The sequence below is a fragment of the Nonomuraea glycinis genome (genome assembly GCF_035920485.1).
Classification (GTDB): Bacteria; Actinomycetota; Actinomycetes; order Streptosporangiales; family Streptosporangiaceae; genus Nonomuraea; species Nonomuraea glycinis.
Genome location: NZ_CP109166.1, coordinates 3,613,278 through 3,625,859 on the forward strand (window position 1 = coordinate 3,613,278; position 12,582 = coordinate 3,625,859).

General features: G+C 64.8%; 15 protein-coding genes. 9 read left to right on the forward strand and 6 right to left on the reverse strand.

From position 1 onward, the window contains the following. Positions 1 to 8: 8 nt before the first annotated feature. The 4 genes from OHA68_RS17060 to OHA68_RS17075 all read right to left on the reverse strand — a co-directional run bounded on the left by OHA68_RS17060 (position 9) and on the right by OHA68_RS17075 (position 2,248). Positions 9 to 272: a hypothetical protein gene (locus OHA68_RS17060; RefSeq protein WP_327108522.1), complete on the reverse strand. Its 264-nt coding sequence runs from the start codon at positions 270 to 272 to the stop codon at positions 9 to 11. Positions 273 to 467: 195 nt separating this feature from the next. After that, positions 468 to 1,283, reverse strand: a complete 816-nt coding sequence (locus tag OHA68_RS17065) for a DUF6065 family protein (RefSeq protein WP_327108523.1) — start codon at positions 1,281 to 1,283, stop codon at positions 468 to 470. A gap of 241 nt (positions 1,284 to 1,524) precedes the next feature. Next, positions 1,525 to 1,923 carry a helix-turn-helix domain-containing protein gene (locus OHA68_RS17070; RefSeq protein ID WP_327108524.1) on the reverse strand — a complete coding sequence of 133 codons (399 nt, stop codon included), beginning with the start codon at positions 1,921 to 1,923 and terminating at the stop codon, positions 1,525 to 1,527. Positions 1,924 to 2,113: 190 nt separating this feature from the next. After that, the gene (locus OHA68_RS17075) at positions 2,114 to 2,248 is read right to left on the reverse strand and encodes a hypothetical protein (RefSeq protein WP_327108525.1); all 135 of its coding nucleotides are present in this window, start codon (positions 2,246 to 2,248) and stop codon (positions 2,114 to 2,116) included. 1,099 nt (positions 2,249 to 3,347) lie between these two features. Between OHA68_RS17075 and OHA68_RS17080 the strand changes: the two genes are divergently transcribed. Further along, complete coding sequence (locus OHA68_RS17080) at positions 3,348 to 4,169, forward strand: ATP-grasp domain-containing protein (RefSeq protein WP_327108526.1); 822 nt, start codon at positions 3,348 to 3,350, stop codon at positions 4,167 to 4,169. A 453-nt stretch (positions 4,170 to 4,622) separates the two neighbouring features. On the opposite strand, the gene OHA68_RS17085 is transcribed toward OHA68_RS17080, so the two are convergent. Next, positions 4,623 to 5,027 (reverse strand): winged helix-turn-helix transcriptional regulator, encoded by a 405-nt coding sequence (locus tag OHA68_RS17085; RefSeq protein WP_327108527.1) that lies wholly within the window; start codon positions 5,025 to 5,027, stop codon positions 4,623 to 4,625. Positions 5,028 to 5,125: 98 nt separating this feature from the next. Here OHA68_RS17085 and OHA68_RS17090 point away from each other — a divergent pair, with 98 nt between their 5' ends. Both OHA68_RS17090 and OHA68_RS17095 read left to right on the forward strand, forming a co-directional pair. After that, complete coding sequence (locus OHA68_RS17090; protein WP_327108528.1) at positions 5,126 to 5,983, forward strand: alpha/beta fold hydrolase; 858 nt, start codon at positions 5,126 to 5,128, stop codon at positions 5,981 to 5,983. Positions 5,984 to 6,483: 500 nt separating this feature from the next. Beyond that, positions 6,484 to 7,569, forward strand: a complete 1,086-nt coding sequence (locus tag OHA68_RS17095; protein ID WP_327108529.1) for a hypothetical protein — start codon at positions 6,484 to 6,486, stop codon at positions 7,567 to 7,569. Here OHA68_RS17095 and OHA68_RS17100 read toward each other — a convergent pair. Beyond that, positions 7,497 to 8,099: a hypothetical protein gene (locus tag OHA68_RS17100; protein WP_327108530.1), complete on the reverse strand. Its 603-nt coding sequence runs from the start codon at positions 8,097 to 8,099 to the stop codon at positions 7,497 to 7,499. The two genes, OHA68_RS17095 and OHA68_RS17100, sit on opposite strands and share 73 nt — an antisense overlap. 316 nt (positions 8,100 to 8,415) lie before the next feature. Between OHA68_RS17100 and OHA68_RS17105 the strand changes: the two genes are divergently transcribed. The 6 genes from OHA68_RS17105 (at position 8,416) to OHA68_RS17130 (ending at position 12,532) form a co-directional block, all read left to right on the forward strand. After that, positions 8,416 to 8,712 (forward strand): hypothetical protein, encoded by a 297-nt coding sequence (locus OHA68_RS17105; RefSeq protein WP_327108531.1) that lies wholly within the window; start codon positions 8,416 to 8,418, stop codon positions 8,710 to 8,712. Between the two features lie 118 nt (positions 8,713 to 8,830). Next, positions 8,831 to 9,358 (forward strand): DinB family protein, encoded by a 528-nt coding sequence (locus OHA68_RS17110; RefSeq protein ID WP_327108532.1) that lies wholly within the window; start codon positions 8,831 to 8,833, stop codon positions 9,356 to 9,358. Between the two features lie 94 nt (positions 9,359 to 9,452). Continuing rightward, positions 9,453 to 10,016, forward strand: a complete 564-nt coding sequence (locus OHA68_RS17115; RefSeq protein WP_327108533.1) for a dihydrofolate reductase family protein — start codon at positions 9,453 to 9,455, stop codon at positions 10,014 to 10,016. A gap of 222 nt (positions 10,017 to 10,238) precedes the next feature. Further along, on the forward strand, positions 10,239 to 10,559 hold the full coding sequence (locus OHA68_RS17120) for a GYD domain-containing protein (RefSeq protein WP_189144430.1): 321 nt from the start codon (positions 10,239 to 10,241) through the stop codon (positions 10,557 to 10,559). A gap of 549 nt (positions 10,560 to 11,108) precedes the next feature. Further along, positions 11,109 to 11,795 carry a hypothetical protein gene (locus OHA68_RS17125; protein WP_327108534.1) on the forward strand — a complete coding sequence of 229 codons (687 nt, stop codon included), beginning with the start codon at positions 11,109 to 11,111 and terminating at the stop codon, positions 11,793 to 11,795. A 419-nt stretch (positions 11,796 to 12,214) separates the two neighbouring features. Continuing rightward, complete coding sequence (locus OHA68_RS17130) at positions 12,215 to 12,532, forward strand: hypothetical protein (RefSeq protein ID WP_327108535.1); 318 nt, start codon at positions 12,215 to 12,217, stop codon at positions 12,530 to 12,532. The last annotated feature ends 50 nt before the right edge of the window (positions 12,533 to 12,582 follow it).

The window sequence follows — 12,582 nt, forward strand, 5'->3', positions numbered from 1 at the left end:
TAACCGCGTTACTGGTCGTCGTCCGGCAGCTGCGCAAGCTGATCCTCGGCGGTGGCCAGGTCACGCAGCTGCGCCTCGACCTGTTCACGGGCGCGTGCCGCGGCGTCCTGGGCGTACTGCGCCATCTTGAGCTTGACCTCCAGGTCGCGCTTGAGCAGCGGCAGGTTGGCCGCGTCGAGCAGCAGACGTGGCTGCACACGCGGCAGCTCGACGCGGTCCATGATCGGGTCCCAGATGTCGGCCGGATCGAAGTCAACGAACGCGCTGGGCACACCACACGGCGGAGGCGGAGGCGGGGGTGGTGGCGGCGGTGGCGGGCACACCGCTGACTGCGGAGAGTCGCTGCACCCCCCATCGCACGTGCCCGCCGGGAAGGCGTCCGTGATCGCGGCGGTGACGTCGATGACCGACCCGGATTGGCCGCACGGCAGCTGAATCCGCAGTCGACTCGCTCGGAAAGCCATCTGTCACTCCTCGTCAACTCGGGCGAAGGGCCGCAGGGTACGGCGAACGCAGTGATCATCGACATGCCGGGTCCCGTCCACATCGCGACCCTGGAAGTAGTCCTTCTGCCAAGCCGCAGCACCCCGCGCCGTGTGCGGGAGGTCGCGTATGAAGTCGTTCCGCGACGTCAGCCACGAGCCATACCGGGAGGCTAGTTCGGCATCGCCGTCGAGCGGTGCGACCCGGGGATCGAACTCTTCCAGCTCGCCACGTCGCTGGGGCACGATCATGCAGATGGGCTCGTCCACCGCGAACGGAATCGGGTCGAACGGCCGGGTGACGCGCCAGTTCATGGTGAACGTCGCGGCGATCCAGTCGGTCTCCACGATCCCCTCGAGAGGCTGAATGCCGTCTTTCGGCAGGTTGGCCGGGCCTCGCACCAGCAGCCCGTAGCCGGGTGGGGTGCGAAAAAGGTAGGGAATTGAGAAGGTTACGATGCCGTACCCGAAATGGCTCGAGGCAAGCGGGCGCGCGGGCCCCGGCGCCTCGATGACGAGGTCCTCTGTGCGGTCGCGACCCATCCAGGTCACCTGGAAAGGCACGGGGTTGAGTATCCACCAACCGCTCTGATTCGCGACGGTAAGAGGGAGGCAGCGGCGCACGAAGCGCTGGTCGGTGACGTTGATCCACGCTCTTTCCGCTGGTGCAGGAATGATCCGCGGAACCGACTCCGAGGTCAGTGGACGAGCGATAAGGTCACGCAGAGCTCCAGCGGAGTCGTCATCTGCTGGCGAACCGTCCGACGCCACTGCTGCCGGAGCGTCGCGAGGATAAGTCACGACGGTAGCGTACAAACACGGCTTTATCCGATCTAGGGTACGAATGGGCTACAGTCGTATGGCGCAACCTCAATCGCCACTTCATGGCGGGTCGCCGTACATGGTCGGGGGCGATCGAAGGTCCAGAGCTTCGTTACTCAGCTCTGGCCCACCGAGCCATATGGTTGATCATTGTGCCGCCATTCCGGCCGCAGCAACCTTCCGGCTAGAGTGCTTCGGCTAGCGACAGCCGTTATGAGGGTCACGTGGGCATCGGCACGTATGTCCTCGGGCCCCTGCTCATCTCCTTGTCCAGGCGAACGCCGCTTTCCAACTCGATCACCGCAAGACACGTGCCCAGCACCGATACCTCAGGATTGTCCGACCATGTGTCGTAGACCCGGTGGGCCAGTTCCCGCTTGAACCAGTGCGTGGACCCGGCCGGCACCTCTTCCAAGGTGCGCACCACCACCTCCTCCACCTGGGCATCGGTGATGGAGCGCGGCACTCCCGGCCGGGGCTCATCGCTCAGCCCGTCCAGCCGACGGGCCAGGAAACGACTACGCCAGCGGGCCACCGTCTTGCGGTCCAGCCGCAGCCGGGCCGCCACCGCCACGATGCTGCCACCGTCGGCGCAGGCCAGCACGATCCGGGCTCTCATCGCCAGCCCTTGAGCGGTCGAGCGACGCCGGGCCCAGCCTGTCAGCCTCCGTCGCTCTTCCTCCGATAACACCACCGGCTCGAGCCTGCTGTCCGCCATCCCTCCAGCAGACGCTCACCGTCACCACCGCACAGTCAATCTGAAACGAAACGCACCTCACGTGGCGTCCTTCATGCTCATAACCGGCTCACTAGGTGGGCAGGACCCCGCCCGTGTCGGGGTCGAGGTAGCCGACGCCGTCCTCCCACATCGGCAGGCGGTCACCCTCAAAGAGCACCACGTCGGCCGGTGGCCGCCAGACTTGGTGATAGGTTGCGGCAGTCATCGGCTTGACCTCCCAGTGACAGCCGAGATCGTTGCCGAATTGCCCCTATGAAGATCAAGCGACGGCGCTCCGCGCCGCCGGCGCGGCCCTGCGCTCGGCCGCACGCTGCGTGTGCGGCCTGGGGGCCGTTCTCGTGCACGGCCGTGCACGGGCCGCGTACTGGGAAGCAGCTCTGCAAGCGCCGTGTGTAGATCTGCCAAAGCAAGCTTTAAGTAACGACGGCAGAGCAGTAGTCGGCCAACAGAAAACGCCCTACCTGATCGCCTGAGCTACGAAAAGGCAGACGCCACCATTGCATACTAACGTAATCGCAAAATAGGTTCCCTTGCATTCAAATGTACTTCAATAGGCGGCAAGTTCGCCTAGAAAAGACGTGTTAGGTGGATACTTGGTTTATTTGGGAAACCTAAAGCGATAGCGTAGAAAGCGCGAGCATGAGGCTCCTGCATCGAGGGAGATCTATGAAGTTTTCTGAAGGCATGTTTCTGCTGTAGCTAACGCTTGCAGCCTAAGCATGGAAGATATAGCGCAACATAACCTGCTTCGTACTCGCGATCGCTACCTAACCGAACAGTCATGTGCACAGGTTAGTGCACTTCCCGTATTGGATGAGGGCTTCTCATCTCATGGGCACTTTCCTCGTCGCCCAGTCGTAGAGTTCACGGAAGATGGACTGTCATCAGGGATGACTATCGCTTTCATGATGCCATCCACATGGGGTTTATGGCCGTACTTGGACGGCCCGCGCTATATGTGCCGAGGAAGGGCTTGCCGCCATACTCTTCCGCCTTGCGAAACGTAGAGCAGGACTTATGAGTGAGGCGAGCGTAGATGGAGATGCAAAAGATGTGGCTTAGGCAGCCGCTATGGACCTGGAGATTTCGCCACGGTCCGCCTGGCTATGGCGTAGCGCAATTAGCCAGGGTTTCATGCTATAAATCAAGTTTCTCGGGATCGCGGCGGTTACCTCATTGCAGATCTGGATAAGCGGCAGCTCTCTTACAAAAAGGTTCTTGCGTAGTTCATTAAGCTGGAATCACGCGCTATCGAATGGGGTCGCACGATGGTGTCTACCCTGCCAGCGACCAGCGGAGGGGAAATGTTCGACACGAATCTACGCCCGCACTTTATTCAACAGATATATCAAGCAGCTCAAAAACTAGATATTGATGTGAAGTGGCATTCTGATCAGTGGGTTTGCGAACTTAACAAGGATGGAAGGACTGAGTATATAATTGGCTACACGCTCCCCTTGAACAATGCTGCCTCCACGCAGATCGCGAGCGACAAGACTGCAACATCTGTGATGCTTCTCAAGAAAGGAGTCGATGTTGTCCCCCATGCTCTCCTAAGGCCTTCGGGTCGGCCTATCTCTGAACTATTTACAACGACTCTTGAGATGGTCTCACTGCCTATGGTCCTTAAGCCCCAGATGGAGAGCGGCGGTATAGATGTATTTAGAGCGACCACAATAGAAGAGTTGCAAGCTGCGTTGAAAATATTGAGTCGACGCTATCGCGCCATCGCGCTATCGCCGTACTTGCAGGTCGAACATGAATATCGAACGATTATGCTGGATGGCGATGTGAAGCTAGCGTTCGAAAAGGTTCGTGCCGCTGTGATGGTTCCTTCAGTCGACAGAAGTCTTGAATGGAGGCATAACTTGAGACTCGGTGCGCATCCCGAAATTCTTGCAAATTCAAATACCTATGACTTGCTGCGCCTGCAAGCTAGCAAGGCTATGAAGGCTCTAGGGCTGCGATTTGCTGCTGTGGATAGCATTAAGACTGCAGAATCAAGCGTGATCGTCCTAGAGGTGAACAGTTCCGTTAGTCTCGAGCGCTTCAGTAGTCATAGTTCAGATTGCGCAAATCGTGCGTCAGATATTTATATGGAAGCCCTTAAGAAGACTTTCGGATAAGTGGCGCGCCACTCATGTTTGCTCGGCACGTTCAAATATTCCAAGTAGGCGCTCTACGACCGTTACCTGCCTCTGCCGGCGGCCTCTGACGCCGGGATGACCAGGCCAACTCCACTCGGCTGTTGCCCGCGACAGCGACGCCGACGGTGACCGTTTTGAGCACGTTCATCGTTCCTTCTCTCGGACGGAGATCAGCCCTCTGGAGCGCCTGATGCCAGCGGGGTGGAACACAGCCTCCGACGAGGCTTCGCCATGCTCGAAATACCTGACACGAGCGATTCCCGGGCCGAAGTTCACCGGAGTGATCGTTACACACGCGCCGGCAGCAGCGTGGAATACGACGGGAATACGCCTGATCACCCGCATCGAGAGGTCGATTTGGGTGCTTGGGTAGCGCGCTTGACCGGGGTCAGTGTGGTGCGCGACTGAGCGCGGAACCGGTCTGCCTATCCCTCATCGACCCCCCTGGTCGGCGGCTTCGTTGGCGCGGTCGATCTCGGCCATGTGCTCCTCCGCCCAGGTCCGCAGCCCCGCGAGCGCCGCTTCCAGGGACAGCCCGAGTCCGGTGAGCCGGTAGAAGACCCGCGGTGGCACGGTCGGTTCGACCCGGCGCGACACCAGCCCGTCGCGGATCAGGCTTCGCAGCGTTACGGACAGCATCTTCTGCGAGACACCCGGCATCCGGCGTCTCAGCTCCGCGAAGCGCACCTCGTCCGGTGCGGCATCGGCGAGCGTCTTGACGGCCATGGACGTCCACTTCGTACCGAGGCGGTCCAGCAACTGCCGCGTCGGGCACTGGGGGTCGAACAGATCGCCGCGTGCCCCGCGACCGGCGGCCCGGGCTCCTCGGGTGGTCACCTGTGGCTCACCACCTTCCCTGAAAGTGCCGTCTAGGCACCGGTCAGCCAGTTACCTATCGTTTTGTGGTCACCAATCGTAACCTCAGGGGAGCCATCATGCCCGTCACCACCGCACGCCAACTGCGCCGCATCGCGACGAACGGCGTCCAACTCAACGTCGCAATCGCCGGCGACGGACCTGCGGTTCTCCTGCTGCACGGCTTCCCGCACACCTGGCAACTTTGGAGCGGCATCATGGGCCGATTGGCTGGGCAGTACCGGGTCATCGCCCCGGACCTGCGAGGCTTCGGTGCCAGTGAACGTGCCGTCGGGGGTTACGACGCGGGCACCCTCGCCGCCGACGCCGAAGGGCTGCTCGACGCACTCGGCGAGCCCTCGGCAGCGGTGGTCGGCATCGATGCGGGCACCGCCCCTGCCGTCCTGCTCGCGCTGCGCCGGCCCGGCCTCGTCCGGCGCCTGGTCGTGATGGAGGCCCTGCTCGGCCGCCTGCCCGGAGCAGAACACGTCGTCGCGGGCGGCGCCCCGTGGTGGTTCGGCTTCCACGCCGTCCCCGGCCTCGCCGAGACCGTCCTGGCCGGCAACGAGGCCTCGTACATCGACTGGTTCCTCGACTCGGGGACGCTCGGGCGAGGAGTACCCGACGACATCCGTGCGGCTTTCATCCACGCGTACACCGGCAGCGAGGCCCTGCGCTGCGCGTTCTCCTATTACCGAGCCCTGCCCACCAGCGCGCAGCAGATCCAGGACGCCGTCGCGACGGCTCGGTTGACCATGCCCACCATGGCCGTCGGCTCTCACCCCGTCGGCACCGGGCTCGAACGCCAACTCCGTCCCATCGCCGATGACCTGGTCGGACACCATCTCCAGGACTGCGGCCACATCATCCCCCTTGACCGCCCCGACACACTGTTCGCGCTCCTTGCTCCCTTCCTCTCCGCCGATCTGCCGAAGTGACCGGAGCGGAGCCCAAAGATCACGGTCGGCGGTTCGGGCATTCGTCCTAGCGGTGAGTTGTCCAGGACCGCGTGCCTATCCTCGCAACCTCTTACGCGGACGGCCGCGCCCTGGCGGGTCTGCCCACGGCAGCATCGGCTGGGTTGCCCTCACACGAGACGACGACGGCACCTTGGAGTGGGTCGCGGTTTGCGGTGAGGCCAATCCGTTCGCCGAGTCACCTTGGATGCGGACACCGTGAGGCCCACGGGTGCGGTGGCGACGCGCTGGAGTTCGCGGGGGGTGCGGCCTCTAGGTAGGCGCTGCGCCGGTCGTCGGGGCAGGGCCAGGTGAACGCCTGACGGCGGCGATGCGTAACGCCGGTCACCTTTCGCCTCGCGGGTCACTCCTCGCGTCAGGGAACTTGACCCTGTCTTGACCGGTCAGCGGGTGGAGGTCACCGTCGAAAGCGAGTCGAGGTGTTCCCTTCTTCGGCGAGGGATGGAAGGGGCCGGGACGCGATGGGTACCAGCGAGGTCAACCAAGAAGCTGGGGACGGTGATCGTGGCGGACCGAATCTGACCCGCTGTCTCTTCGTGCAGGTCAAGGCTGAGCAGGCGGCGGACTTCTGGTCAGCGGGCGACCATGACGGGGGAGGAATCGTGCTGAGCGGGGCCGACGCCCTGCGCGCCGCGTCGGCCAGGGCTCGGCAGATGAGTCGGCCGGTCCTGGCTGATCGTCGTCGCTACGCGGGGAAGAATCGGCCCCGCGGGACAGCGCGGTTCGCTCCGGCCTGGATAGAGAGCCAGCGTGCTGTGAACATGGCGACGGTGCTCACCGACTCCGGGTACGTGGGGCAGGGTGATCACGAAGCTTTGGAGGCGATCTTGAAGCAGGCCGCCTCTGCCGGGCCCGATGTGTGCGCTGTCCTGCCGTTACACATCTCATGGCTGGCCGATCCGGGTGTGAAGCCCCTAATGACCGAGGTGAATCAGCACGAGGTGCCGGTGGCGCTCGTCCTGGAGCACTCCGGCGACCCGCTCGGCACCCAGTACGCGGTCAACGGGCTCAAACGACTGCTCGGCGAGTCGCTGGTACCGGTCGGCCTGCTGAGCACCGACATCTCCGGGCTGGGGGCGATGGCCTACGGCGCCGCGTGGGCCGCGGTCGGGGTCACCTCCTCCCTCCGCCATCTGTATCCCGCAGACCGGAAAGGGGGCCCTCCCTTCGGGGCAAAGCGAGCCCGGCATGCGATCGTCCCCCGGCTGATGACGTTCATGAATGTGGATCGCATCGCCGAAGGCTGGGCTAACGCCCAGCGCCACGACGACGTGGATGAGAACCTGTGGCGCTGCTTCTGCGTGGAGTGCGGAAACCGCACCATGGACCGATTGGTCACCTGCACCGAGCTCAGCCTCGCCGCGCACAACATCAGCATCCTGGCTGAGCTGCATCAGCAGGTCACCGACGCGGCCTCATGGGAGCAGGCGATCGGGGACGCACTCGGCTGTTACGACTTGCTTCGCCACGAATATCAGGTGGCTTGGGAGCCGCCCGCTTTCATGTACGCCTGGCTGCCCAGAGTCGGCCGCCGGTCCTGGCGCTGAGCGGTCTGCTGCGACAGCACGGCGTCGTAGACGAGTTCTTCCACCAGGCGATGGACCCAGGTCCGCTTGCCGCGGGCGGATGTGTCAGGGGCTTGGATCATCTCCTGGGGGTGCTCGGCGGCGACCAGGCCGAAGCCGTAGTAGATGGCGTCAGCTCGTACCGCGTCCTGGTGCGCGACCTTCGTGGGAAGAACGGCGACACGGGCGCCGAAGGCGGCGAAGCTCGCCAGGTTCGCCCGGGCCGACTTCCACGAGGCTCGTACGGCGACCGCGCCGCAGATGCGTACCGGTGACGGTCGCGTCAGGAACGAAGGATCGACATGGGCCCGGCAGCGCAGCAACAGGGCATCCGCCACGGGCAGCAGCCCGGATTCCTGCCGCCTGGCGTGCTCCGGCTCGTCCAACTCGCACACCAGCACGCGTGACGTGGCGAGCGCCCGGACCGTGACCACCTGGCAGCCCTGCCACCCCAGCCCGGCGAGCGCACCCGCCGGAAGACTGCGAGTACGGGAAGCAGGACGGCTCGTCATGGCGCACCACACTGCCCACTCCTGAACGGCGGCGCTTCGGGCGTTGCCCAATCGTCACCCTCCGGTCGGTTATTGCGGAGACTCGTCATCGAATGCCGTCAGCGGACGTTGAGCAGGTGAGCTCCGAGGCGGAGCCGGTAGCCGGTGCCGGCCCGGTGTTCCGTCGCTGTCCGGGACCGGCCTGGTGGACTATGGGCAGCAGGCGCTTAAGCGTTACCGGGCTACGAAGCGATAGGCAGCGCTCGACTCTCAATGGAAGGTGATGCCCGATGCTTGCCGGCGAGTCCTGACTGACGATCCGTCCTACAGTGCAGGCATGGCCCGGAGCGAAAATGAGGCTGTTTGGGGCGAAGAGGAGTATGTCGCGCACCTGAGGGACGAGCGCCGACGCTTTGCGTGGGTGATGCAGCGCTACGGAGGCCTCACTTCGGCCGAAGCCGAGGAAGCTGCCCTTGAGCGGTATCCGTACGAGGCGAGTGGCACGCCCTTGCGTGGGCTGATTTTCCATGACGAGGCGTGGCATTGGGCGATGCTGAGGATCCACAACAATCGCTACCCTGTGGACCACCCTGAGCTGGCTAACCCGTCGGCCGAGTACGACGTCCTCGACTGAACCTCTGAACGCCGTCCCACCGCGATCGCCATGATGCATCGTGCTGCCGCCTGGTCGGCGGCGGGCGAGATGTGCGCGTACCCGCAAAATCGGTTGCACAGGTCGTGATGATGGTGACATGACGTGGACAGCACCCGACGTGGAGCGGGAACCTCGGAGGGACATGGCCTGTGGCGAACGCGAGATGCTTGATGACTGGTTGAAGCTTCGCCGGGTGTTCCTGCTGCGCAAATGCGCCGGCCTCACCGCCGAGCAGCTGAAGACCGCCGCCGTGGAGCCGTCCAACCTGACGCTGCTCGGCCTCCTGCGGCACATGACGGAAGTCGAGCGCTTCTGGTTCCGGGAGAAGTTCCTGCACGAGGACCTGCCCGAGCTGCACATCACCGAGGAGTACGAAGACGGCGATTTCGACCTGGTGGCCGATGCCGACGCCGAGGCGGACTACGCCGCCTTCCTCGCGGAGACGGCTGCGTGCGACGCCGCGGTTGCGGGCATCGACCTCGACGAGCTGGCAGACGACCCCGGGGCTCCGACCGGCAAGGTCAGCCTCCGCTGGGTCTACATCCACCTCCTGGAGGAGTACGCCCAGCACACCGGGCACGCCGACCTGATCCGGGAGCGCATCGATGGGGCCACCGGAGCGTAGCGGTCCGCGTGCCCTGGTCGGTATGGCCTGACCGATGATTTTCCGCGCCGTGCTGGTCTGTACGCCGAGTACCGACACACAGGAGGCTGACACCATGCGGAAACTGACCTTCGCCATGAACCTGAGCCTGGACGGTTACATCGCCGCGCCCGGCGAGGACCTTGGCTGGGGCGTGCCGAGTGACGAGCTGTTCCAGTGGTGGTCCGACCGGGTGGGCGCGACGGGCTTGGCGCTGTACGGGCGCAAACTGTGGGAGACGATGAGCTCCCACTGGCCGACCGCCGACCAGAAGCCTGGCGCCACACCGGCGGAGATCGAGTACGCCCGCCGCTGGCGGGACATGCCGAAGGTGGTGTTCTCCTCGACGACCGGCACGGTCGACGGGAACACCCGCCCGGTCACCGGCGACGCGGTCACCGAGATCACCCGGCTCAAGGCCGAGGACGGTGGCCCCATGGACATCAGCGGCGCCACACTTGCCGCAGCGGCCGCACGGGCCGGGCTGATCGACGAGTACGTGCTGGTCACCGCACCGGTCTTGCTGGGCAGCGGCACGCCGTTCTTCACGGCCCTGGACAACTGGGTGAACCTGACCCTGATGGAGACCCGGACGTTCCCCGGCGGCGTACTCCTGACCAGGTACGAGACCAGGCGCTGAGCACCCAACCCCGGATCGGCCCGTGCTTCGGGCCACCCAAGGAAGGGACGCACGGTACAGCCGAGGGAGCTTCCGGGACCCTTCATGTGGCAGATGGTCATGCGACAGGATGAAACCAGTACCGCGGGTGGGATTACCGTCACCTTAAGTCGAGAACTTCGACCTCGTGACCACAATGGCCGCCCCAGCGCAGGGTGGCGGCACGAGAAGAGGGACTCGACCATGCCCAAGTACCTGATTCAGGCGACCTACACCGCAGATGGCCTCAAAGGAGTGGTGCAAGATGGCGGCACCGGACGTCGGCAAGCGGTCGAGCGCGTGACGGAAAGCGTCGGCGGCCGGGTCGAGCAGATGTATTTCGCGTTCGGCGAGACGGACACGTATGTGATCGTCGATCTGCCGAGCAATGCGGCTTCGGCCGCTTTGGGTCTCACAATATCGGCGTCCGGGGCCGTACGCACGAAGACGACTGTCCTGCTGACGCCAGAGGAGATCGACGATGCCGTGCAGATGGAGGTGGCATACCGGGCTCCTGGCGCGTGACAGTCGGGTGATGACGAGTGCCATAACCACGGCCAGGCGTCGCAGAGGGCGCCTCAGCCAGGCGTGCGCGGCATCCCACGCCTCGGGAGAGGCGAGTGTGTGGCGGGTGCGCAGGCCGGATAGCCGGTTTCGCGTGTCCACAGCGCCTGACTCGTCATGGAAGGGGATCAGGAGCAAGGCGAGCGCCGGCAGGGTCAGCAGCGACGTCATGAATACGGGCCCCATCGCCGAACCATAACCTTCCGTGCATCTCGCAGCGAGATCAAGGAATGGTCCGTTGCTCCGCCCGCCGCCCAAATACGGCTCTTACGATCGCCGAGGCATGGCCGGGTCACCGTACGCGCTCGGGGCGATCGGCGGTCCAGGGTGCGTTTCTCGCCCCGGGCTCACCGAGTGCCCTGAACCGGCGCATTCCAGGTGACGCTCAAGGGGCAGGAGGCGCTACGGCACCAAAGGAGAGTGCGCCGCTTCCCCTCTCTACGAGCATCTCCCGGCCGGGCAGGCAGAACAAGACTGTTTCTTTGGTCTGTACGCTGCCAGCCTGTAACGGTGAACGCTACAGACAGTGAGGTCTGGGACCCGTTCGGCACTTTGCGCGGCGCCCTGTGGATTGGAGGTGGCCAATGGGCCGGCAAATCCACCGTCGCCAGGCTGCTGGCCACCCGGTACGGGCTGACCGCGTACCACTACGACCATCACGACGCGCGTGCACACCATGACCGGCGGATCGCACGCCGGGTGAGACGTGGCGAGCCCACCGCGGACCCCGACCCGGACGGCGTCTGGGTGAACACCAGCCCGCAAGAGATGGCCGAGGAGACCCTGGCCGGCTTCCCCACGCGGTTCGAGTGGGCTCTGGACGATCTGCGTGGGCTGGTATCGGGGCGGCCCATCGTCGCCGAAGGGTGGGGGCTGCGTCCCGAACTGGTCGCCCCCATCATCGACTCACCCCGTCGAATGATCGTGATGGTGCCGAGCGAGGCATTCCGTGAGCGTCAGCTCCGCGAACTGCCCCGGGCCGCCGCCGTCACTCCCGCGGTCAGCGACCCTGATCGAGCACAGCGCAACCGACTCGCCCGGGACCGCCTCGTCGCCGACGAGGCCGCCCGATCCGCTCGTCGCCTGGGCATCCGGGTCCTTGAGGTTGACGGGCTCGATGACGCCGAGGCCGTGGCGGACATCGTGGCCGACCACTTCAGCTCCTACCTGCCGCTCTCGAACGTCTCCATGCCCTGACCGCACGGCGCTTCAAGCGGGGCGATCCCTTTGGAGGCGCGACGAGTTTCGCCTGGCGGGCTCACATAGTCAGGCGCACCAGCCGCGTTCAGCCAGGTGGCACGGGTGCTGCCGACCCTGCGCCAACCGGATCGTTCATAGAACCTGACCGCGGCCGTGCCCTCGGACGGGACCCGCAGCTTGAGCGGGCCACGTGCGGCCGCTCGCACGGTGTCGAGGAGCCGGCCGGCAACGCCGCTCCATGAATGGGTTCCTACCCTGGATCGCCAACGCCGAGGGCCGGTCCGGCTGGCGCTCCTTGATCGGTTCCGCCGGGACGGCTAGCGTGATCGCCGTTCTGCCGGAAGGTGAGGTCGAGGTGACTCGCGTCACGCGGGAAGAGCCCGACCACGCCGCCATGGAGTTTGGACCGAGTGACGATGAGCGCGGAAGAGGATTTTCAGCAGGTGGGCGCCGAGCTGGCCGATCTGGGTGTACGGGTCTCCAGGATGATGGGGCGTCCCGCGCTCAAGGATCAGGCGGGGAAGGTGTTCGCGAGCCTGCAGCGCGACGGTGCGATGGTGTTCCGGCTGGTCAGGGACACCCCCGAACACACGGCCGCGCTCCAGATGGCCGGGGCGTCCCTGTTCGACCCTTCGGGGAAGGGCAGGGAGGTGAAGGACTGGGTGGTCGTGCCCCACTCCTCGGCCGGGAAGTGGACGGATCTGGCCGAGGCCGCCCTCAGCCGCCCACGCTGATCGATGGGGCCGCAACGGGCTTCGCGTGATCGGCGGCTCCGAATAATGTC

Coding starts and splice junctions, on each gene's coding strand:
- OHA68_RS17130 (WP_327108535.1), top strand. CDS start 12,215: ATGAGCGCGGAAGAGGATTTTCAGCAGGTGGGCGCCGAGCTGGCCGAT.
- OHA68_RS17070 (WP_327108524.1), bottom strand. CDS start 1,923: ATGAGAGCCCGGATCGTGCTGGCCTGCGCCGACGGTGGCAGCATCGTG.
- OHA68_RS17100 (WP_327108530.1), bottom strand. CDS start 8,099: ATGACGAGCCGTCCTGCTTCCCGTACTCGCAGTCTTCCGGCGGGTGCG.
- OHA68_RS17080 (WP_327108526.1), top strand. CDS start 3,348: ATGTTCGACACGAATCTACGCCCGCACTTTATTCAACAGATATATCAA.
- OHA68_RS17110 (WP_327108532.1), top strand. CDS start 8,831: ATGACGTGGACAGCACCCGACGTGGAGCGGGAACCTCGGAGGGACATG.
- OHA68_RS17075 (WP_327108525.1), bottom strand. CDS start 2,248: ATGACTGCCGCAACCTATCACCAAGTCTGGCGGCCACCGGCCGACGTG.
- OHA68_RS17120 (WP_189144430.1), top strand. CDS start 10,239: ATGCCCAAGTACCTGATTCAGGCGACCTACACCGCAGATGGCCTCAAA.
- OHA68_RS17105 (WP_327108531.1), top strand. CDS start 8,416: ATGGCCCGGAGCGAAAATGAGGCTGTTTGGGGCGAAGAGGAGTATGTC.
- OHA68_RS17090 (WP_327108528.1), top strand. CDS start 5,126: ATGCCCGTCACCACCGCACGCCAACTGCGCCGCATCGCGACGAACGGC.
- OHA68_RS17095 (WP_327108529.1), top strand. CDS start 6,484: ATGGGTACCAGCGAGGTCAACCAAGAAGCTGGGGACGGTGATCGTGGC.
- OHA68_RS17115 (WP_327108533.1), top strand. CDS start 9,453: ATGCGGAAACTGACCTTCGCCATGAACCTGAGCCTGGACGGTTACATC.